At 66.1% G+C, this 21,829-nt stretch carries 15 protein-coding genes; 9 read left to right on the plus strand and 6 right to left on the minus strand.

Annotated features, from left to right (window positions below; genetic code table 11):
• The first annotated feature begins 13 nt into the window (after window positions 1-13).
• The 3 genes from VN634_20825 to VN634_20835 all read left to right on the plus strand — a co-directional run bounded on the left by VN634_20825 (window position 14) and on the right by VN634_20835 (window position 5,369).
• On the plus strand, window positions 14-652 hold the full coding sequence (locus VN634_20825; GenBank protein ID HXC53342.1) for a hypothetical protein: 639 nt from the start codon (window positions 14-16) through the stop codon (window positions 650-652).
• The gene (locus VN634_20830) at window positions 649-2,808 is read left to right on the plus strand and encodes a hypothetical protein (GenBank protein HXC53343.1); all 2,160 of its coding nucleotides are present in this window, start codon (window positions 649-651) and stop codon (window positions 2,806-2,808) included. The genes VN634_20825 and VN634_20830 overlap by 4 nt, the downstream gene beginning before the upstream one ends.
• Window positions 2,809-2,876: 68 nt before the next feature.
• Complete coding sequence (locus VN634_20835) at window positions 2,877-5,369, plus strand: ATP-binding protein (protein HXC53344.1); 2,493 nt, start codon at window positions 2,877-2,879, stop codon at window positions 5,367-5,369.
• Here VN634_20835 and VN634_20840 read toward each other — a convergent pair.
• The 3 genes from VN634_20840 to VN634_20850 are packed head-to-tail and all read right to left on the minus strand — an operon-like array spanning window position 5,351 to window position 10,163.
• Window positions 5,351-7,615 (minus strand): YfhO family protein, encoded by a 2,265-nt coding sequence (locus VN634_20840; GenBank protein ID HXC53345.1) that lies wholly within the window; start codon window positions 7,613-7,615, stop codon window positions 5,351-5,353. The genes VN634_20835 and VN634_20840 overlap by 19 nt on opposite strands.
• On the minus strand, window positions 7,612-9,012 hold the full coding sequence (locus VN634_20845) for a sulfatase (GenBank protein HXC53346.1): 1,401 nt from the start codon (window positions 9,010-9,012) through the stop codon (window positions 7,612-7,614). The genes VN634_20840 and VN634_20845 overlap by 4 nt, the downstream gene beginning before the upstream one ends.
• A complete protein-coding gene (locus VN634_20850) occupies window positions 9,003-10,163 on the minus strand; it encodes an acyltransferase (protein ID HXC53347.1) in 1,161 nt (386 codons plus the stop codon). The genes VN634_20845 and VN634_20850 overlap by 10 nt, the downstream gene beginning before the upstream one ends.
• A gap of 148 nt (window positions 10,164-10,311) precedes the next feature.
• On the opposite strand from VN634_20850, the gene VN634_20855 reads away from it, so the two are divergent.
• From VN634_20855 to VN634_20865, 3 genes are read left to right on the plus strand one after another with little or no spacing between them, the layout of a single operon-like run.
• Complete coding sequence (locus VN634_20855; GenBank protein ID HXC53348.1) at window positions 10,312-11,052, plus strand: glycosyltransferase family 2 protein; 741 nt, start codon at window positions 10,312-10,314, stop codon at window positions 11,050-11,052.
• Window positions 11,049-11,438 carry a DUF2304 domain-containing protein gene (locus VN634_20860; protein ID HXC53349.1) on the plus strand — a complete coding sequence of 130 codons (390 nt, stop codon included), beginning with the start codon at window positions 11,049-11,051 and terminating at the stop codon, window positions 11,436-11,438. The genes VN634_20855 and VN634_20860 overlap by 4 nt, the downstream gene beginning before the upstream one ends.
• A 15-nt stretch (window positions 11,439-11,453) precedes the next feature.
• Window positions 11,454-13,538, plus strand: a complete 2,085-nt coding sequence (locus VN634_20865) for a hypothetical protein (protein HXC53350.1) — start codon at window positions 11,454-11,456, stop codon at window positions 13,536-13,538.
• A gap of 18 nt (window positions 13,539-13,556) precedes the next feature.
• On the opposite strand, the gene VN634_20870 is transcribed toward VN634_20865, so the two are convergent.
• Window positions 13,557-15,035 (minus strand): sigma-54 dependent transcriptional regulator, encoded by a 1,479-nt coding sequence (locus VN634_20870; protein ID HXC53351.1) that lies wholly within the window; start codon window positions 15,033-15,035, stop codon window positions 13,557-13,559.
• 206 nt (window positions 15,036-15,241) lie between these two features.
• Here VN634_20870 and VN634_20875 point away from each other — a divergent pair, with 206 nt between their 5' ends.
• Both VN634_20875 and VN634_20880 read left to right on the plus strand, forming a co-directional pair.
• The gene (locus VN634_20875; protein ID HXC53352.1) at window positions 15,242-16,060 is read left to right on the plus strand and encodes a TetR/AcrR family transcriptional regulator; all 819 of its coding nucleotides are present in this window, start codon (window positions 15,242-15,244) and stop codon (window positions 16,058-16,060) included.
• On the plus strand, window positions 16,057-16,203 hold the full coding sequence (locus VN634_20880) for a hypothetical protein (GenBank protein ID HXC53353.1): 147 nt from the start codon (window positions 16,057-16,059) through the stop codon (window positions 16,201-16,203). The genes VN634_20875 and VN634_20880 overlap by 4 nt, the downstream gene beginning before the upstream one ends.
• A gap of 219 nt (window positions 16,204-16,422) precedes the next feature.
• Here the strand turns inward: VN634_20880 and VN634_20885 are convergent, their stop codons facing one another.
• Both VN634_20885 and VN634_20890 read right to left on the minus strand, forming a co-directional pair.
• Entirely contained in the window at window positions 16,423-17,394 is a 972-nt protein-coding gene (locus VN634_20885; protein HXC53354.1) for a DUF1566 domain-containing protein, read from the minus strand.
• A gap of 155 nt (window positions 17,395-17,549) precedes the next feature.
• On the minus strand, window positions 17,550-20,057 hold the full coding sequence (locus VN634_20890) for a hypothetical protein (GenBank protein HXC53355.1): 2,508 nt from the start codon (window positions 20,055-20,057) through the stop codon (window positions 17,550-17,552).
• A 218-nt stretch (window positions 20,058-20,275) separates the two neighbouring features.
• On the opposite strand from VN634_20890, the gene VN634_20895 reads away from it, so the two are divergent.
• Window positions 20,276-21,790 carry an alkaline phosphatase family protein gene (locus VN634_20895; GenBank protein HXC53356.1) on the plus strand — a complete coding sequence of 505 codons (1,515 nt, stop codon included), beginning with the start codon at window positions 20,276-20,278 and terminating at the stop codon, window positions 21,788-21,790.
• Window positions 21,791-21,829 lie beyond the last annotated feature (39 nt).

Here is a 21,829-nt window from a genome sequence, read left to right on the forward strand (position 1 = left end):
AGGGGGTAAAAGCTTGGCTGAGCCTTCCATCGCATCAATAGAGGAGAGCGTTGCATCGTCTCGCGCGTCCACGCGATCCCGCATCGCCGTGGCGCTCGTCAGCCTGGCGGTGATCATCGCAGTTGGTGTGGCTGCGGCCAGGGCAGGTTCGTGCCGCGTCCTCGTTGCGCTCGGTTCGGTCGATTTCGAGCCGTCACCGGCCGGTCTTTCGGCGCGCGTCTCGGGCAACTGGGAGTTCGACAACATCATTCAGGTCGTCAGCGGCCTGTCGTACAACGTGGTGCTCGTGCGCGAAGATCATTTCGTACGGCTCCATTATCCCGAGGGTTCGTTTTCCGGAATCGTTCCCGGCCTCGGCTCGCGAATCGATGCGGGCATCGACGGCAACGACATCATCTCGATTGAAGCCGCCGGCGTGAACGAGCCGGCTGCACGCTTCGTCAGTCTCGAGGCGCAGCGCCTCAAGGTCTCGAGCCCGGTTCCCGAAGGCGATGGCCCGATCAGTGTGATCGCGTACATCGTTCTCGACGGCGATTACGTTACTCCGATCATCAGCAACACGATCACCCGACCTCTCGAGCCGGTGGCCGTCCCGGTTCCCGACGAAGGCGATCCGGCCGATCCGACGCCCACTACGCTTCCGCCGCAATGAAGACGAGAATCGCAAAAGCGCACGAGCGCAGCCGCCTGCGACGTCGTCTCCCGATGCGACGCTCGTTCGCATTCGCCGCGGTGCTGGCTGCAGCTGCGCTGTCGACGATTCTTCCGCAGGCGGCGCACGCAGATCTTTGCACGAACGTTGCGCCGGTCTTCGAAAACGATCCGTGCGATCCGGCGACCGGCCCGTACCCGATGCTTCCGAACCTTCCGCTCGTGCTGCCGCTCAAAGGTCCGGCCGGGCGATGGAGCGACGGACCGCCGACGATCATCCCGGACTTCACGGGCGACGTCGATCTCGCGGTCCGCGTCGGATCGCTTCCGTCGAGCACCGAGATTCCGCCACCGGCCGGAAGCGCGGCCAATCCGTCGCTGACGCAGGTGGTCGCCGGCGGCGGCGGAAGCGCCCAGGGCAGCTCCACTGCATTTACCGTGTTCGTGACCGATGGACCGGGAGTGACGACCTACGGTCTGCCTCTCGCCGGACTCGATGAGCGGCCGGTTGCGGTCTTCGGTTACGCGGATCTCGACGGCGATGGTTCGATCGGACCGACCGAGGTCGACGGCTCGGCGGACAACGAGCTCGAAAAGCAGGAAGCGATCGCGCACGTCGGCCGTCAGGTCGGACAGATCTCCGGCGACCGCTTCTCCAACTCTCTCGCCGTGCGAATCGGCGCGCCTGCGAGCATCGGCGGCCTGCGCATCGGGCTCGTTGCAGGAATGTACACCGGCGACGATCCGGGCCAGCTGTGGTCGAACGGCACTCCGATCTTCACGAGCTGGCCGTTCTTTCCTCCGCTCGATCCTCTGCAGGTCGTCTATCTGACGGAAGCCAATCCGCCGGATCCGAACGGACCGAACATCCTTTTCTACCAGCCGTCCGAGTTCCTGCTGCCACCGCCGGATACCGAGTTCCTCGTCAACAGGTTCGCGGTACCCGCCAACGGCAGCAATGCATCGACGGACCAGTTCATCTCGATCAGCGGTCCCGCCGTCGGCGCGAGGCTCATGCGCGACGTTGATCCCGGCAACTACACCGCAGCGTCGCGCCTCAACATCCGTCCGGCACCGGCCACGACCGGCCTCGCCCGCAAGCTGGTCGCGCCCGCCGGAGAGATCGCGATCCGCTCGGGCCTCGACGTCAAGGTTCGCCTGATGCCGGTCGACAGTCTCGGAAACATCGCAGATCCGGGTCCGGACGGCGTTCCGGCCAGATTGCTTGCCGAAGGCGGCCTGAAGATCCTCGCGCCCGACACGGACGGCGACCCGTACGGTGAAACGATCACGGTTTCGTCGGCGCGCGGGACGGTCGTGCGACTCGGCACCAGAGGCGTCGAGGGCCGTACGCGCGTGACGCTTTATGATCCGCCGCCCGCCGTGCCGGTCGGCCTCGACCAGGCGCTGGTCTTCGTGACTACCAGCGGCGACGTCGACGCCGACGACGACGGCGTCCTCGACGATGGCGACGGAAGCGGCACGATCGGCGACCGCCCGTGCTCGGCGGCCGATCTCGCCGCATCAACGCCGTGCGACGACAACTGCCCGAACGTCGTCAATCCGTCGCAGAGCGACAGCGACGGCGACGGGCAGGGCAACTGCTGCGACGGCACGTGCGTGCTCAACGACGACGGCTCCGGCTGCATCGAATGCCCGGAGGCCGCGTCCCGGTTCCGCTCGCTCAGCAGCCGCGCGAAGACGGCGATCCGGCCGCGCATCGGCCTCAAGCCCGACCGCGTCGGAATCCGCACGGTGCTCAGGCTCGAGGAAGGTCAGGACATCGCTCCCGACAGCGAGCAGGTCGAGGTTACCGTCGCCGAAGGCGATCGCCTCCATTATTTCGTCCAGCTTGCCGGCGCCTTCACGCTCGTCGACGACAAGCCGACGTACGAGTATGAAGATCCGACGGCTTCGATCGGCGGCATCTACCGCGCGCGTCTCCGTCATACGGCACGTGGATTCCGCGCGCGCTTCCAGGCCCGCCAGCTCAACCTCGTCGACACCCAGCCGGCCGAAGAGCTCGCGAGCGGGCTGGTGCTTGCGATCACGATCGGCGACGACACGTTTACGCGCCACATGAAGTGCGCATCGTCGCTGAGTGTCGTCCGCTGCGTCAGCACAGACGTCGCCGTAACCCCGCCGCCGACGCCGTAGCCCAGGCATCCCCGCCGCATCTCGTGGCGTTTCGCCGTAGCGCACGGCAGCGTAGTATGCCGCAAGCGATGGCAACCGGCGCCGCGAGCATCCGTCCCCAGACTGTGGCGTCTTCGCGTCCGCGGCTTCTCGCGCCGGGAGCCGCACGTGTTGCTGCCGTTACGATCGCGCTCGTCATCGTCTCGATCTGCGGCTTCAACTCGGTGCGCGGCATCGGCAGGCCGTTTCCCGGGTTCTTCGTCTGGGAGAATCTTTTCGTGCCGGCCATCGGCGCGTCGTCGTGGAGCGGCGTAAATTCGGGGCTCCCGTATCATTCGTGGCTGATCTCCGCCGACGGCGCCCACCTCGAGACCGCGGACGATCTTGCGAGGGTGCTGCGCGGCAAGCGCGCGGGCGACGTCGTGCACTACGAAGTCGATCGCGCCGGCCAGCGGCAGGCCGTCGCCGTGCCGGTCGAGATCTTCACGATTCGTCACTACCTCGAGAGCACCGGCATCTTCCTGTTCGACGCGCTCGCGTTGATGACGCTCGCGGTCGTGATGCTTTATCTGAAACCGGTCGGCGGGGATTCGGCATCGCTGTCGCTGTTCGCGACGATGCTGGCGCTGTATCTGGCCACGGCGATCGATCTTTTCGGCCCGTACAATTTCCGCGAGCTGTATTTCTTTTTTGCCGGCGCTGCGCCGACGACGGCGTTCACGGTGCTCAGCTGGTTCCCGATCGCCCGCAGGCGGCGAAGCTGGGAGACGCCTGCGCTGTGGGTCCTCGGCGCCGCATCGCTTGCGTTCGGTGCGGCATCGAACTGGGCGTTCTTCGAGCACCGCGAAACGCTGCTGGCGCTCGACCGCCTGTTCCACGTCTATCTCGCCACGAGCATCCTCGGCTCGATGCTGTTTTTCTCGTGGCACTTTGCGACGTCGCACGACCAGTACGTACGCCAGCGTACCAAGGTCGTGCTGCTGTCGAGCCTTGGCGCTTTCCTGCCGGCGCTCGCGCTGGTGGCCGTCTACGCCGGCATGGCCGCAATTCCATTCAACGTGCTGACGATCTTCTTCGTCGCGTTCCCGCTCGGCATCGGTTACGCGATCGCGCAGCACGACCTCTTCAACGTCGACCGCCTGATCAAGCGTGCGCTCGCGTACCTGCTGCTGAGCGCAGCGGTGATCGGCAGCTACGGCGTCGTCATCTCGCTGCTCGAAGTCGTCTTCGAGGACCTGACCGGCCCGGCCGAGCGCCTGACGTCGGGACTGATCGTGCTGATCCTGCTGATGCTGCTCAACCCGAGCCGCGACCGCATGCAGGCCTTCATCGACCGCCTCTACGACCGGCGCCGCTACGAGTATCGCGACGTCGTGCAGAACGTCTCGCGGCGCTTCAGCTCGATCCTCGATTTCGAAGCGCTCGTGCGTACGGCGCTCGAGCTGATCGACGAGACCGTGCAGCCGCTTTCGGCCGAATTGTTCACGATCGGCGAGGGCGGCGTGCCGGTTCGGCGTGGCGCGCTTCTTTACGACGGCGGGCCCGGCTCGAGCGGACGTATCGTGGTGACCGACCAGTCGGCGCCGGAGCTGGCGCCGGTCGTCGACGAGCTGCGTGAATCGGACGTGTTTCTCGGCGCGATGGCGACGAGCCGCGAAGGCAGCGCCCGGGTGCTTGCGACCGGCATGCGACTCGAAGATCGCGAAACCGGATTTCTCGTGGTCGGCCCGAAGCGCGCGGGAGGCTATCACACCGGCGACGACGCCGAGCTGCTGCGCACCATGTCCGACCAGCTTGCCGTCGCACTCGAGAACGCGCAGGCCTACGACACGATCGGCCGTCTCAACGTCGATCTCGGCGCCAAGGCGACGGCGCTCGAGCAGACCAACCGCGAGCTGCGCGACGCGCAGGACCAGCTCATCCGCGCGGAGCGACTTGCCGTCATCGGCGAGCTTTCCGGCGCAGTGGCGCATGCGATGCGCAACCCGCTCGCGGCCATCAAGATGGCCGCCGATTTCGGCGGCATGGAATTCGAGCAGCATCCGGCTGGAGAAAATTTCCGCGACATCAGCTCGGAGGCCGGAAGGCTCGAGAAACGCATCCGCGACCTTCTCGATTTCTCGCGGCCGTTCGAGCCGCGGCCGGAGCGGGTCGATCTTCACGCGGTCGTCGCTCGCGCGGTCGACGTGTCGCGCGGAAAGGCGGCGCAGAAAGGCGTCGAGCTTGCGCTCGCCGGTCAGCCCGGTGGCAGTCCGGCGAACGTCGACGTGGGGCTTTTCGAGCAGGTCGTGGTCGAGCTCGTCGCCAACGCGATCGATGCCTCTCCGGAACGTGCGCGCGTCGAGGTCCGCACCGGGAACGATTCCGGCTCCGCATGGGTTTCGGTTGCCGACAGCGGACCGGGAATCGCCGAAGAAAAACGCCCGCGGATCTTCGACCTGTTCTTCACGACCAAGAAAACCGGGACCGGATTCGGCCTGGCGACCGTCAAGAAAATCGTCGATCGCCATGGCGGCTCGATCCATGTCGACACCGGCGAAGGACGCGGAACGAAGTTTACGATTCAGCTTCCGCGGGTGTGACGCTCGCGCCGCGTTCCCGACACCGCGATCGCAACCAGAAGCAGCAGTGCGGTGGCCGCGCTCGTCGCCGCGCCGATTGCGAACGTGCGCGGCCAGTAGTCGAGCTCGACGCGCGAGGTTCCTGCGGGAACTTCAATGCCCTGCACGAGCCCGTGCACGCGGCGGATCACGGCAGCCTTTCCGTCGGTGGTCGCGTGCCAGCCGGGAAGATCCGCCTGGCTGATGACGAGAAAACCATTCGCGCCTGCAGGTACTTCTGTTTCGAGCACGATGTGTCCCGGCCGCTCGTCGACGATTTTCGGCATCGATGCGATTGCGGCGACCGGCCCGGGCGGGAGCGCGGAGCCTTCGCACGACACGAGCGCGGTCGCGGCGGGATCCGGAGCGCCGGTCTGCAGGCTCGCATCGATTTCGGCGGCGTTGCCGCAGCGCACGACCGAGACGAATCGGAAACGGGCGAGTGCATCATCGCGCCGCGCGAGCCGCGCGTCCGGATATTCGGAAGCAATCCGGTAGACCGCCCGATCGAGCGGCGGCCAGAACGCTTCGCCGCGCCGGGTCTGGATCACGTACGGACAGGAAAGCAGTGCGAGCGTGCGATCGGACGCGGCGAAAAATCCGCGTCGGAACGTGACCTCTTCTTCGACCATACCCGTGGCCGCGGCGAGCTCGCTCCACAGGTAAGGACCGGCGCCGTGCACGGCGGGAACTTCGAACTCGGTCCCATAGTCTCCGAGCAGGAACGAAGGATCGCGCTTGAGAAAGAAGTGACGCGGCGTGAGCACTCTCGCGCCGGGGTCGAGATCGTCCGCGATCGCGGGCCGCGCGCCGGAGATATCGGCATTCGCAGGGTTGCCCGCGATGAGCGGCGCTTCGTTGATTCGCAGTGAGACCGCCGTTGCGACAATCGCCAGTGCGACCGCGATGCGCGGCCATCGCGCAGACGGCGCGAACGCCAGCATCTTCGACGCGCCGAGCGCCGACAGGCCGGCCATGGCGAACGACAGCTCGAACAGATGCTTGAACGGATGCCGGAACGCGCTCAGCACGGGAACGTGCCATGCCCACGCGCTGACGGGCGTTGCATCGCCGATCGACAGCAGAAAACCCGTGATCATCAGCAGCACGAAGAACAGCGCGATGCGCGTGCGCGAGAAAAGGCCGGCGAGCGCCGCCGCGACGGCGGCGGCACCGAAGTGATACGCAGCCGCCGGCGGAAACTCCATGCCGCTGGCCGTCGACGGAATGATCCAGCCGAGCACCATCGACGGCGTCGCGGCAAGCGACTGGAAGACTTCGAGCGGAAGCGATCCCGGCCGCCGCGACAGCGATTGGAGCTCGAGCGCCGGGACAAGCTGCACGGCCGCGAGCAGGATCCCGGCCACGTAGATCGACGCTACGACGGCGACCGGCCGGAGGCCGCGCTCGCCGCCGAGAAGCGATGCGCCGTACGCGACAGCGACGAGCCCGCTGTAGAAGCTCAGCTCCGGAAATCCGGCGAGCCATTGCAGCGCCACCGCGAAGGCGCCGACGGCGATCCATTTCGCGCGGCGCGCCGCGATGATTGCGGGACGCGCCGGATCGCTCGCGTCGCGCTGATCGCTCGCCGCACGCGCCGGGTTGTGTGGATCGCTTGAAGCGAAGTGCACCGCCGCAAGGATCAGCGGAAGCCACACCGCGGAGTTCTGGATCTGGATGTACCACGCGGCAAACCAGCCCATGGTTCCCGAGCACGCGAAGACGAGCGCACCGAGCACGCGCGCCGGCCGCTCGAGCCCGATCGCGGCGAGGAACACGTACATGAAAAGCCCGGCGAGCAGCGCGTGGAGCACGGCCACCAGGTCCATGGTTCGAAACGGCGAATCGGCGTCCGCTCGAAGCGCGGTGGCATCACCTGCGCTGCCCTCGCCCTGCGGAAGATGCATCCAGAGAAACGGTGCGTTGCCCGGATACAGCGCGCCCGCAGTGGTATCGGCGGCGAGCGGCATCCCTGCGCGCTTGTACGGATTCCACAGCGGGATGTGGCCGCGCGTCCACTGCCGTGCGGCCTCGATGCGCAGCGGCGCCGCGCCGTCGAGGTTGTCGTGATGCGCGGTAAGCGGCAGCGGTCCGGCGTTCAGCGCGAGCGGTATAGAAAGATGCGACGAGTGCACGCCGATGATACATGCGCCGAGCGCGAGCAGCGCTACGACGTCGCGGATTAACCTCCGTCGATGATTCGAATCGTCCGGCACGTTTCGGATCACTCGGCGTAGCCAAGGGCCTTGAGGCTCTTCAGCTGGTCTTCGCCGCTCATCGGCGGTGACTTCGGCGCCTTGAGCCCCGTGCCGAACGCCCACGCTTTCGGAACGCCGGCGGGATCCGGGTCCGTCTCGCAAAGGCGAAGGAGCGATTTCGCGGCGTCGGAGACTTCGCTCCACGGCTTGATCGTCAGCTCGTCGGGGTCCGCGGCGAGATCGTAGCGGCGCAGCGTCGATCGGCAGTTGCCGGGGCGCACGCCGATTACCCATTTCATGTTGCCGCGGATCGCAGCGCGCCACTGCTCGTCGCCGTCGCGCGCGCTGAGCGACGCTTCGGTGTAAACGGTGCGATCGGCTGCAATGCCTTTGCCGCTTCGAAGATCCACGTCCGCCATCGGGGCCGGCCGCGGCAGGCCGAGCGCAGCGAGGACGGTCGGGGCGATATCGATGCCGCTCGTCGGCAGCTCGGACTTGCCGGCGACGACGCCCGGTCCGCGCAGCATCAGCGGCACGCGAACCATCTCCTCGTAGACCTGCACGGCATGACGGAACCAGAACTCATGGTCCATCATGCTCTCGCCGTGGTCGGCGGTGAACACGACGAGTGTGCGATCGGGATCGAGCTGCATCCCGTCGAGGAGCCGGCCGATCTGAGAGTCGGTGTACGCGATCTCTTCGTCGTAGGCGTCCACGTACGCGAGGCCGTCGGTTACCCCGGGCTCACGCTCGTAGGCAAGCACCCGGTCGATATCGATCGGGATCGGCGACGGATGCGTGAACGTCCGCTTCCAGTCGTCCGGTGGATGGTACGGTCCGTGCGGGTCCATGTAGTGGACCCAGAGAAACAGCGGGCGCTCGTCTTTCTTTTCACGACGCGCACCGAGCCACTGGAGCACGGCGTCGGTCGTGTGCGCGGCGTTGCGCTCGAACGTATCGGCGCGGTAGCGCTCGCGTTCGTCGACGAAATCGTCGTAGTACTGGAAGTGCGCTCCGAGCGCGCTCGCCTCGCTCGTCAGCATCATGTTCGAAACGAAACCGGCCGTCTGCCATCCCTCCGGAAGCATCTCCGGAAGCAGGCGAAGCTCGCGCGGCACGATCTGCAGAAGCATCCGCACGCGGTGCTCCTGCGGCATCTGACCCGTGAGCATGCTGACGACACTCGGAGTCGTCGAGGCTTCGGACGACCACGAGCGCAGCCAGATGCGGCCGTCCTTTCCGAACCATCGGTCGAGATTCGGCGTGGTCGGTCGCGAACAGCCGTAGAGTCCGACGCGGTCGGCGCGCATCGTGTCGACCGAAATCAGCACGACGTTCTGCGGCCGGCTGTCCGGATGGCACGCCGATGCTGCCAGCACGATCATCAGGCCGAACGCCTTCGTTATGGTGCGCCGCGCTAGCTCCATCGCCGTTTCCACGAGAGTACCGGCCGTTCGAGCACAAACCACGACAGCGCCGCGACGGCGAACGTCGCGGCGAAACGAACAGCCAGCGTGGCGCCTGGCGCCAGGCCGGTCATCCACGGCGACAGAATCAGGAACAGCGGCCAGTGCCACAGGTAAAGTCCGTACGAAATCCGGCCGATCGCCACTGCAGGCGCCATCGACAGGATCCGTGCGAAAGCTCCGCCGGGCGCAACGCGAAGCTCGAGGATGACGAGCATTGCTGCCGCTGCCGCAAGGCTGAATCCTCCGCGGTACATCCAGCCGGATTCGGTCGTCGCGTGCGAGAAGAGCCATGCGAGCACCAGCGCTGACGCAGCGGCCGCGAAACCCACCGCGGTTCTGCGCGATGCTGCCATTTCGGCCACCGGCCTCTGCCCGAGCAGCAGCGCGAGCAGGCAACCGGCAAGCAGCGCTTCGGCGCGCGTGTCGGAGCCGTGAAAAACGCGCGCGAACGATTCCGGCCCGCTCCACAGCATCGCGCGCGCAAGAGCCGACACAAGCGCTCCGGCCGCGACGATCCAGCACGCCGCGCCTCGAGAAACCGATCTCAGCAGCCAGCCGAGCACGAGCGGCCACACGATGTAGAACTGCTCCTCGATTGCGAGCGACCACGTGTGCGACAGGAACCCGAGCGGCTCGACGATGCGTGCGACCTGCGCCCAGTTGGCGACGTAAAGAAGCGTCGTCACGATCTCGCGCCGTATCTCGGCGACCTGGCCCGGCAGCGGGAACACGTTGCGCATCGTCCAGAATTGAAGGAACGCGACCAGCAGCAACAGCGCCGGAAACAGTCGCAGCGCCCGTCGCATGTAGAAACGGCCGAGATGGATTCGGTTGTTCGCGGCACGGGTGCCACTCGTGTCCCGCTGACCAGGGGCGCCATTCGTGACCGCCGCATCGCCGGAGGCGAAGTCGGCCGCGAGCAGGGTCGTGATCAGGTAACCGCTGAGCACGAAAAAAATGTCGACGCCGAGGAACCCGCCCGGAAGGAGCGGCACCCCGGCATGGAACAGCATGACGGCGAGGACGGCGATCGCGCGAAGACCGTCGAGCGCCGGCTGATATGTCAGCGGGACGGGCGGCTGCGGGCTGGTGGCGGAAGTGCGAGTCACGAAATCCCGAGCGCTGCGGACGGCCGAATACGGCATCGATGGCGGCAATGCCATTGTGCCTGACGACGGTGGGCAAAGCGCGACATCTGATGGTATCTTCGGCCCGAGGTCACGCCGCCAGCCATCGAGGCGCTGCGCTCAGGCGAATATGCCCCGCCATCTCATCATCATCCCGGCCTGGAACGAGGCGCGCTCGATCGCCTCGGTGGTGGCCAACTGCAGGGCGTCGGCCCCGGATTTCGACGTGCTGGTCATCGACGACGGTTCGTCCGACGGCACCGCCGCGATCGCGGCGGGCGCCGGCGCCGCGGTGCTGTCGCATCCGTTCAACATCCGCTACGGGGCGGCGCTTCAGACCGGTTATCTGTATGCGCTGCGCAACGGCTACTCGCTGGCCGTCCAGCTCGATGCCGACGGACAGCACGATCCCGCCGACGTAGTCCGCCTGGCCGCGCCGATCCTTCGCGGCGAGGCCGATCTCGTCGTCGGCTCGCGATTTCACGCCGCGTCGACGTACCACATGCCGCGCCTGCGCAGGATCGGCAGCGCGTGGTTTCGCTTCCTCGTGCGCGTGCTGAGCGGCGTAAAGCTCGGCGACCCGACCTCGGGCCTGCAGGCGCTCCATCGCGACGTGCTCGAGCTTTACTCGTCCGACGAATTTCCGCTCGACTACCCGGATGCCGACGTGCTGGTGCTGGCCGCGCGCAGCGGTGTGCGGATCACCGAGGTTCCGGTCCAGATGCGCGCGGAGATCGGCTCGGCGTCGATGCATTCCGGCATCCGCGTGCTGTACTACGTCTACAAGATGACCCTCTGCGTGATCGTCAACTCGGTTCGGCCGGTCGACAAGCGCATCCGCACGGCCGAGAGCCGCCGGGAGGCCGCATGACGGAGGAACAGCTTCGCGCGCTGCTGCTCGCCGACTCGGACACGACCGCGGTCCGCGTGGTCGCGCTGACGGTTGCGCTCGCGCTGTTCTTCGTCGTATTCGACGCCGTCCGCCGGCGCCGGCTCTCCGAAAGCCTCACGCCGATCTGGCTGACGTGCGCGTTTGCCGTCCTCGTCCTCGCCGTCGACCTCAAGCTGCTCGAAGCGATGACGCACCTGATCGGCGCGTGGACGCCGAGCTCGACGGTGTTTTTCTTCGCGCTGCTGTTCCTGCTTGCGATCTCTCTGTCGTACGGCATCGTGCTCACGCGTCTCGGCCGCCAGGTCACGCGCCTCGCGCAGGAAATCGCGATGCTGCGCGCGCGGATCCGCGATGATGAAGAATGACGTGAACCGGCGGCCATGAGGCACGACGACCGCGAGCTTGCCACAGGGCTCCTTCTTTCGTGCGCCGCCGCGGTCTGCGGCTTCGTCGCCTGGTCGTGGCCGGTTGCGCTGCATTTCTCCACGCACACGCCGGTCATCGTCAGCGCCGACCGGCCGCCAACCCAAGCCGCCGACTCCGATCTCGAGAAACCGAAGGCGGGTGAGAGAACCTCCACCGACTGGGACCTGATTCTCGCAGGCGACCAGAGCCTGTCGCTGTGGAACACCATCGAGAACGCGCGGGCGCTGACGAGCGGCCGCTGGAACGAGCTGCTCTCCGCAGGCCAGTGCTATCCGATGCCGCGCGCCAGCACGCTCGGCGAGCACATGATCGAGACCGGCATCGATGCGGCTCCGTGGTGGATCGTCACGCGCGATCCGGTCGCTTCGTACAATCTTGCGCTTGCGACTGCGCTCGTCATCGCCGCGAGCGGGATGTTCCTGTTCCTGCACTTTCATACGGGCTCGGTTGCGGCGTCGGTTGCCGGCGCGATTGCATTCGCATTCGCCGCGCCGCGCCTCGCGGATCTTTCGTACCATCCCGCGGTGGTCGGCACGCACTGGATGCCGTGGGTGCTGTGGTCACTCGACCGGCTGCTTGCAAGGAGCTCGGGCGCGCGCGTCGCGTTCTTCGCCATGACGCTGCTGCTGGCGTCACTCGTCGGATCGTATCCTCTGCTGTCGATCGCGATCTTCGGCGCGGCATACGGCGGCGCGAGAGCCGCTGCGCGCTGGCGCGATGGACAGCTGAGCGCGCGCTCGCTGGCTGCCGTTGCCGTCGGTGCACTGCCGGCGGTGATCGCGGTCGCGGCGCTGCTCGCGACGTATGCACGCGTGCAGCACGACTGGCTCCTTGCTTCGCACCCGGAGGCCAAGTTTCTCGCGGGAGTGACCGACTATCTGCCCGGCGGAATGCTGTCGATCGGCAAGCTCGCGTTCACCGGGCTGATTCCGCTGGTGCTGATCCGGCGCGATGCGGGCCGGAGCGCAGTGGTGCCGCTCGCGATCGCGACGGCCGTCGCATTCCTGCTGGCCACGTGGATCCCGCTTCCCGGCACCGACTCGAGCCTCTACGAGCTGCTCGGCGAGTACGTGCCGCTTCTCGATTCGGTGCGTGCGCCGGGAAAGATCGCGCTCGCGGCAGGCTTCGGAATGCAGGCTCTCGGAGCGATCGGCTGGAGCCGCCTGCTGCTCGGATTCGAGCCGCGGATCGCAGCTGCCATCGCGACCGTCCTCGTCGTGTTCACCGGGGTCGAAGCTTCGCTTCCGGTTGCGCGCGGAGTGCTCGGAAGCGCGGGGACGCGCACGCTTCGCGAGATTGCGCCGCCGGCCCAGCGCATCGAAGCGTTCGATGCTGCGCTAGGCGAAGCCCCGCTGCGTCAGGCCGTGCTCGACCTTCCGTCGGGACGCATGGTCAAGGCGGCGACCGCGCTCGTCGATGCCGCGTATCACGGCCATCCGACGTCGGCGTGCTACAACTCGCTGGTTGCGCCGACGATGCGCGCGGTGCTCGAGCTTGGCGCGCGCAGTCACTCTGCGCGCGGCGTCGCAGAGCTCGCCGCTGCCGGCTTTGGTTTCATCGTGGACCGTGATCCGTCGCCGTACGCGGCCGACGCGTTTCCAGCGCCGGCGCGTCTTGTCGCGTCGCAAGGCGGCGCGTCGATCTGGGCGCTTCCGGCGCCCGCAGAAGCTCATCACGATGCTGCAAAGCTCGAGATGACGCTTGCCGGCGGAGCCACTCGCCGCGCGGCGTTCGACCCCGAACCGCCATACGAGCTCGACGTCGATGTGACCAACCGCGGAGAAGCGATGTGGGCGCTTGCGCCCGCCCGGCCATTGTTCGCCGAGGTCGAGCTCGCCTCGGCCGACGGCAAAGCCGATTTCCGCTCGCGTGCACGCGGCATGCTGCCGCTTGCGCTTGCTGCCGGCCAGACGACGAGAGTCGTTTTTGTTTTGCCGCAGGCTCCCGAGCCCGGCGTCTACAAGGCGGCGCTGTCGCTCGAAGGCTCATCGCGTGTCGTCCGCTCGGACGACTTCCACTGGGTCGCCGCCGCGCGCTGAGCCCGGCGCTGGTCCCGCTCAGCCGATCTGGAATTTCTCGAGCCGGTAACGAAGCGTGTCTTTCGACATGTCGAGAAGCCGCGCCGCGACCGTTCGGTTTCCGTCGGCGTGCTCGAATGCCTGGCGCAGCGCGAGCGCCTCGATGGCTTCGAGCGAGATCGGTCCGTTCGAGAAATCGAGATGGAAATCCTCGGGCGAGCGGATGGCGCCCGGCGGGCCGGGCTCGGCGGGCGTGACGTGGACTCTCGCGTCGGCGAGCGAGAACAGGCTGATGTCGCCCGCATCGATCGTCTTGCTCTGGCACAGCACGACGGCGCGCTCCATGGCATGCGCGAGCTCACGCACGTTGCCGGGCCACGAATACCCGAGCAGCGCGGCTTCCGCGCGTTCGGTGAGCGCCGGCGGGTCGAGACCGTATTCGGCGGCGTGCCGGGCAAGGAAATGCTTCGCGAGCAGCACGATGTCGTTGCCGCGCTCGCGCAGCGGCGGCGACTGGATGCGAAAGACATTGATGCGGTGGAACAGGTCGGGCAGGAAACGGCCTTCGCGCACTGCACCGGCAAGATCGAGATGCGAAGCGGTCACCACCGAACACTGCAGCATCCGGTCGCGCGTGCTGCCGAGGCGGCGAAGCTGGCGCTCATCGATGACCTTGAGGATCTTGGCCTGCAGATCGAGGCTCATGCGGCCGATCTCGTCGAGGAAGATCGTCCCGCCTTCGGCTGCTTCGAACAGGCCGGGCTTGGACTTGACCGCTCCGGTGAATGCGCCGCGCTCGTAGCCCATCAGCTCGGCTTCGAGCAGATGATCCGGCAGCGCCGCGCAGTTGATCTCGATGAACGGACAGTCGCGGCGCGGCGCCGCGCGGTGCAGCGCGCGTGCAACGAGGCCTTTGCCGGTTCCGGTCTCACCGGTGATGAGCACCGTCGGTCCGCCGCCGCCGCGTTTCTCGTGCGACGCGAGGCGCAGGATCATCTCGCGCAGCGAGCGGATCGACGGCCATTCACCGACCAGGCCGAGGCTCAGATCGTCTGCGTCCGTGCTGCGTTCGTCCGGGCCTGCCGTCTCGCTTCCGTCGCCGGCACGGCCGGCCGCGAAATCGCGGTTGCGGTAGTAGTCGAGCTCATTGCGAAGTCCCTTGCTCGCAAGCGAACGCTCGATGATCAGGTTGAGCTCCTGCAGGTTGACGGGCTTGGTCAGATAATCGCTCGCACCGGCGCGCATTGCGGCGACCGCGTCCTCGACTGTGCCGTGCGCAGTCAGCAGCACGACCGGCACTCCGGGAAAAGATTCCTTGACGCTTTTCAGCAGATCGAATCCCGTCATTCCGGGCAGCCGGTAGTCACTCAGGACGATGTCGGGCTCGCCTTCTTCGATGAAGCGCAGTCCTTCTTCGGCGGTCTCGGCCGCGCGCACAGTGTGTTCGAGTCGCTGCAGCGTGCCGGCAAGGTAGCGCCGCAGCACGTCTTCATCCTCGATCAGTACGATGTCGGCCATCGGTGGGTCCCCTGCGTTTTCGTGGTCGTCACAGCGCGCCTGCAGACGAGCCGTCTGCATGTAAGCTCCCCGCGGACAGGCCGCGGGGACGTGGGCATTTGCCCACACCGCGGGCTTCTGCCGGACGCCCCGCGCCAGGCCGACAGGCTAACCCGGCGGAAAGCCAGAAAGAAGGGTCTGGCATGGTGGTTGCTCAACTATCGGCCATGACGTCCCTTCGTACAGATGCAGCGCTCGCGTCCGTCCATGCGGCTCGTCCGGCCGCGGGTACGGCAACGGGCACGCCAGGAGGGGCCGGCCACGGTCGCTCCGGAGTCCGCAACCAGATCCTCGAAGCTGCCGTCGGCGAATTCGCCGAGAGAGGCTTTCAGGAAGCGTCGCTCGCGGCGATCGCCCGACGGGTCGGCGTAACGGCCCCCCTCGTGCTCTATCACTTCGGATCCAAGGCCAACCTGTGGCGCCAGGCGCTCGAAGTGTTCAGCGCAAATTTCTCGGCTGTCATCGACGAGGCCATCGACGACGGCGCATCTCTCGACGGGCGCGAAGCGTTCCGGCTGGTGGTGCGGCGCCTCGTCCATTTCTTTGCGGCCAATCGCGCTGCGTATCGACTGATGCGCGACGAAGGTGGATCGGAGAGCGGCCAGAGCGAGTGGTTCGCTTCGCGCAGGCTCGGACCGTCGATCAAGCAGATCGAAAACGTCTACCGCCGCGCCGTCGACGAAGGCGCGCTCCGACCGGCGCCGTTCGAGACGACGTTCTTCATGATTCTCGGCGCGGTTTCCTGCTACCTCGAATCGCGCGGCCTGGTGTCGCATCTTTTCGGATCCGCCGAACAGGGCGCGGACTGGATCGACAACTACGCCGATCAGGTTCTCGGGCTCTGTTTCGACGGATTGTCCGCCGGTACTCGCCGCGATCGGCCGATGCTCGCCGCGCTGCGTGCCGCCGGTACTCCGGTTTCCAACTCAACTGGCTCCAGCGGCGGCGCCGCTGGCAATCACGGCAAGGAGGCTCGTCTCGCATGACCACGCAGGTCGCATCGGGTCACGAAGAAATCACTACACTGGCCGACGCACTTCCGTCGGTCGTCGCGCTGCTCGGCGGCGTTCCGGTTCTTACGGTGCTCGTCATGACCGCAGCCCGCTACGTCGCGAGCGGAACGTTCTGACCGGATAGCCGGAGCCGGATTTCGGCGAAGGCGTCAGAGTCGGGGGAGGAGGGCGACAGCACGGAAGCGTTCGAAGCGGGGGCGCATTCTCGACCGCATTTCGTATGTCGTGAAAGAGCCGGACACCGGGGGTGTCCGGCTCTTGTTTTTTGTGGAGCGCGGCTCGGTGCTGCCGATGGCTGTGACCTTGTCGATTTCCCGGGGGCTGGCTCGGGTCACTCAGTACAAGTCACGCACCGCGCGCGCCGGCTCGGAACGGTACTTGTCCCACTCGCGGATACGAGGATAGAGGGGAACGAGCTCGACCGCCCAGACCTGGCTCTTCGCGGCTTTGCTTGTCGTGCGACTCCAATGGATCTCATCGGAGATCGGCCCGAAGAGAGGGTCGATGCAATTTTCGTTGAGATTGCAGTGAAGCAGATCCAGCAGCGACTCGAGCTCGGCGTGCTTCCCCGTCGTTCGCAGTCCGCCGCTTGTCGGCAGCCTCCAATCGCAGTGGCCGGCGAAGCAGCGGTGATCGCCGCGGCAATCGTTAAGATCGGCGAGGAAGCTCGTGAACACCGTACCGTTCGGCCATGTGGTCGAGTAATCCTTCGTCCACGTGTAACGATCGGCCACCGTATCCGCCGTCTTCTTCTCCCATTCGAGCTTTGTCTGATGGTCGATGACCGTCAGTCCCGTATCTTCGAACCGCGGGCCGTCGTACAGCCCCGAGCACAGCGCGCCGCTGCAGGGCGCAGTGCAGTCCCGCAGGGTGCGAACACAGGCGGTCTCGGACGTATGCAGTCTCAGAACGCATAGCCGAACGCAGGCCATGTCGTCCGGCAGGCAAGTCGCGAAGCACGCGTCGTACTCCGCAAGCGCTGGCGCGTAGCATGCGTCGTACGCAGCCTCGCAGGTGCCGAAACATTCCTCCTCACAGTCGAACTTCGATGTGCAGCTCACGCCGCTCGAATCGCAGTTTCCGGCAGGCGCGGGCAGCGTCGTCGTGGTCGTCGGCGGCGCACAATCGCAGACCGGCAGACCCGCTGCGCCCACGGCCGACCGAAGACACGCCAGCGCATCGGTAACGGATACCGCTTCACTACCGGTAAGACGGCAGATGCATTCGGGGTTGCAGGCCGCCGTATGCACCGCCGCGCGCAAGATGAAGAGGCAATCCGTTCCGTACGGGATATCAGCCCCGCTCACCGGGGCTCCGCAGGAGGGCACGCAATTCGAGGCGAGCGCGAGGCGCGGGATCGCGCTCATGGCCAGCAGCAGAATTGCCAGCGCAGGGGCACTGCGTTCTCGCTTCCGTGTGCTCATCCTGGTTCTGCCGAGAATGACGGATGCCATCACATGACTCATCGTGTGGCCGACCGCGAACCGATCAGCAGGGCCGTTCCCCCGAGATACAGCACCGCAGCCAGCGCTGCGACCGCCGGAAAGCCGATCGTCATGGCCAGCAGCACCGCCAGCGTCGTTCCGATGACGGATCCTACACCGTTGATGCCCCACGCCCACGGCACGAGGCGCGGATGTTCGCGCGAAATGCAGGCAATGCCGAGCGGCATGAACATGCCGAGCGTGAGGCCGATCGGCATCTGGGTCGCGATCGCGACGAGAATACGCAGATGGAGATCGAGCGGCAGCGCCGATTGGAAGAGCCGCGCGAGGCCGAGGTCGTAACCGACGACGACGATCGCGACGATGATCGAGAGGCGGCGCAGAGCCCACTCCGGCCGATCGCGGAACCGGCCCGAGGCGAAGCTTCCGATGCTGGAGAACAGAAGCAGCGCGAAGATCGTGACCGACAGTGCATAGGTGGGCGAGCCGAGGAACAGAACGAACGACTGGACGAAGCTGATCTCGATGAACATGAACCCGATACCGAGCGCGAGAAAGTAAGCCAGGAACGACATCACGCGCGGGGTTTCGAGGCCGGCACGCGCTCCTCGCCACAGCGGCAGCAGCACGAGGAGGGTGCCGAGCACCAGCGACTGCACCAGCATCAGCACCATGACGATCTGCCCGATATACGAGCCCGGCATGATGAGGTTCGAATTCATAGTCACAGAGAAGCGTGTCCACTTGCCGACGTTGTAGAAGAACGGGTTGCCGTCGCGCGTGGCTTCCATGTTGAACCAGGAAGAGTTGAGCAGCTTTTGCCGTATCGCCTCGTCTGGCCCGAGCACGTTCGACAACACCAGGGACGGTGTGCCGGGCGCGTACAGCACCGTGAAGCCGTTTTCGTCGCAGAACGACCGGATGCGCGCCAGCTCCTCCTCGGTAAAAGGACTCTTCTTGACCATGACCGACTCGCTGCGCGCGACGGAGCCGGGATTGCTCATGCCGATGGCAACGATGTGGCGGCTCGGATCCTTGACGCCTTTCTCGGCGAGCGCCCGATAGCCGATGAGCCCGAGTCGCGTTGCCAGCGGCGGCAATTCGCCGTCGATGACGACGTCTCCGACCACCGTGGTGACCAGCCCGTCGGGCGAGAGGTGGTCGATGTAGTCCTGCATCGCTTCGACCGTGTAGAGATAGCTCTCGGCGAGCACGTACGCGCCGCTCGCCTGCGCGGCGAAGGTATCGACCGCGGTGATCTGGACGAGGTCGAACGTCTGGTCGGTCTTGCGGACGAAGTGACGGCCTTCGCTGGCAACCAGCGTGACGTCGTCGCGATCGTAGAATCCTCCGGTGAACTCGCGAAGCCGGTTCTTCAGCAGGTTGACCGTTTCGGGCTGGAGCTCGGCGCCGGTCACGTGCCGTGCTCCCTGTTTGATCGCGTTGAAGAGGTCGATGCCGCCGCCGACGCCGATTGCGAGCACGTTCGGTTGCCGGGCGACGATGTACGGCAGCCGCAGGATGTGATGCTCGAGCATGCGAAACTCGGACTGGACATCCCCGTGATAGAAATAGATCTCCGAGCCGTTGCTGCCGTCGTACATGAGCAGCGCGGCGACCGGCGGCTTGTCGCCCTGCCACGAGGTGCTCAACCCGTTCGTGCCCCAGAACGACATCGTCGTCGGGGTCTTCCACCCGAACGCATCCACGCGGCTCAGCGGCGTCCATTTCCAGAACTTGTCGGTACGTTCGTCGTATGCGGCCGTGCCCGGGCCTTCCGGAGTGAAGAACGTATGGTTTTTCGTGCTGGTGATGCGGATCGGCACACGATTGCTGGCCGGTACGGCAACGACGAAAACCGCGGCGGCACAGGCGGCGATTGCCAGCGCGGCGCGGCGCCGATTGTCCGACCATTCGAGCGCTGCCGCAGCGACGATCATCAGTCCGGCGGCGGCACAGATCACGCCTGGTATGCCGACAGGCTCAATGCCGAGTACGACCAGCGAACAGCCGCACGCTGCGCCGAGGAGATCCCAGAAGTAGAGGCGGCTCATCCGTTCCGGATACGCGGCAAACGGAACGCCGATCGCAAAGCCGGCCAGAAGAAACGGCGCGCCGACGATGACGTAATAGACGAAAAGGCTGAAGGAGAACTTGAGCGGCTTCAGCAGCAGGTTCGGAGCTTCGATCGGGAACTGTGCGAGGAAGGCAATCCCGGCGGTCGTCCCCAGCGCTGCGACGAGAAGTGCGCCCGACAGAAAGCGACTGCCGCGCTTTGCGAGGAGATCAGGCCAGGCCGCCACGATCGCGCCGCTCGAGCCGAACCCGAGCAGCGCGACGCTGATCGTCAGATACGCGAAATGGTACCAGATCGTGTACGAGAACAGGCGCGTCAGCGAAACTTCGAGCATCAGCAACGCCGCTGATACGAGGAAGACCGAGACGTAGAGAGACCAGTGCGGACGGCGTCCCCAGCCAGCTACGTGCAGTGCCCGGTCGTCGTGGCTGGCCTCAGGATCTGTCACGGGATCATCTGCTGGGTATGACGATACTCGGGTGCGTGTTCCGCGAAATCCGACGTCGTCGTTTCATTTCTGGTTCGATCGGATTCGCTGTTTAGCCCCGACCCGCGGCAGACACCAGCGCGTACATCGTCGAAGCAAGCTGCAGACCTGGACGGGTTGACGGTGGAGGGGCTGTTTGAAACACAAACGGCGTGGGTGATGTCGGCGCACGCGTTCTCGTGATTGGTCTTGATGCCGCCGAGGCATCGTTGCTGCGCGCGTGGGCACGCGAGGGTTATCTGCCGACGATGCGACGGCTGCTCGAGACGGGTCATGCCACGGACCTCGTGTCGCCGGCCAACCATTTCCCGGATGTCGTCTGGCCGATCCTGTATACGAGCCGCGGTCCCGGGCGCATCTCGCCCTACTTCTTCATTCGGCCCGATTCCGACACGGGAAAGCTCGAGCTCGTGCATCATGAGCTGTCGGGCGCAGAACCATTCTGGCGGACGGCGTCAGAATGCGGAATGTCGTGCGCAGTCATCGACGCTCCGAAGATCGGCCCGCAGCCGCCGATCGGCGGCATCCAGCTCGTCAACTGGGGTGGACACGCGAACACCGCTACGCCGACGTCGCATCCCGTCGATCTCGCCGCCGAGGTCCGTACGAAATACGGGCGTTATCCGGTACGCACGTGCGACGATCATGGTCCGGGCATTGCCGAGTATGCGCGCGTGCGTCGCGACCTGCTTTCGGCAGTCGCGCTTCGCAAGCGCCTGCTGATCGATCTTCTGCGATCGCGCTCGTGGGATTTGTTCTTCGGCGTTTTCTCCGAGACGCACTGTGCCGGACATCAGTTCTGGCATCTTCACGATCCGTCGCATCCACGGCATCCGCCGGACGCGGGTGGCCTGCGATGGGCACTGCGTGACATCTACCAGGCGGTCGACGCCGCATTGGGCGAGGTCATCGAGGCCGCAGGTCCGCTCGTGCGCGTGGTAGTGTGCTCGGCGCACGGGATGGAGCCCGAGTATCACGCGCGCGAGCTGCTTCCGACGTTATTGCAGTGGTGGGGAATGCGGGACGCGACCGACCGCATTCCGGATCCTGCGCGCGAACGGAGCCAGCGGCTGGAGCAGCCGGTGCTCCAGCGTCTTCGTGCGGCGGTCCCGTTGCGCTGGCAGTACGCCGTCAAGCACCGCCTGCCGAAGCGGATCGAATCCGAGCTCGTGTGCCGTTTCATGGGTGCGCTCAAGCTCGACGTGCACGCGCGCGCATTCTGCGTCCCGAACAACGATCTCAATCCTGCGGTCCGCATCAACGTGATCGGCCGGGACCGGTTCGGGAACGTAGCGCCCGGAGCAGAGTACGATCGTCTCTGCGCGTTTCTTCTCGCGCGCATGCGCGAGCTGATCAACCCGGCCACCGGCCGCGCGGCGCTGGTGCATGTCGACACCATTCATGATGCGTACGACGGCGAGTATGTCGCGACGCTTCCTGACATCGTCGGGTTCTGGAACACCGAGCGGCCGCTCGATGCGTTATACTCGCCGGGTTACGGGACGATCGTCGGTCCGCATCAGGATCATCGAACGGGCGGGCATAGCGAGACCGGGTTTCTTGCGATCTCCGGTAAGGAACCGGCGCTGCGATCCGGCCCGAGCGATGTGAGAGATGTTGCGCCGACGGTGTTGCAGATGCTCGGGGTGCCGATTCCGGCGGGGATGGAGGGGGAGTCGCGCGTAAGAGTATGATTGCTACAAAGCGAATCGCAATGGCAGCGCCCGGGCAGG

Source organism: Candidatus Limnocylindrales bacterium (assembly GCA_035571835.1).
Lineage (GTDB): Bacteria > Desulfobacterota > Binatia > UBA1149 > CAITLU01 > DATNBU01.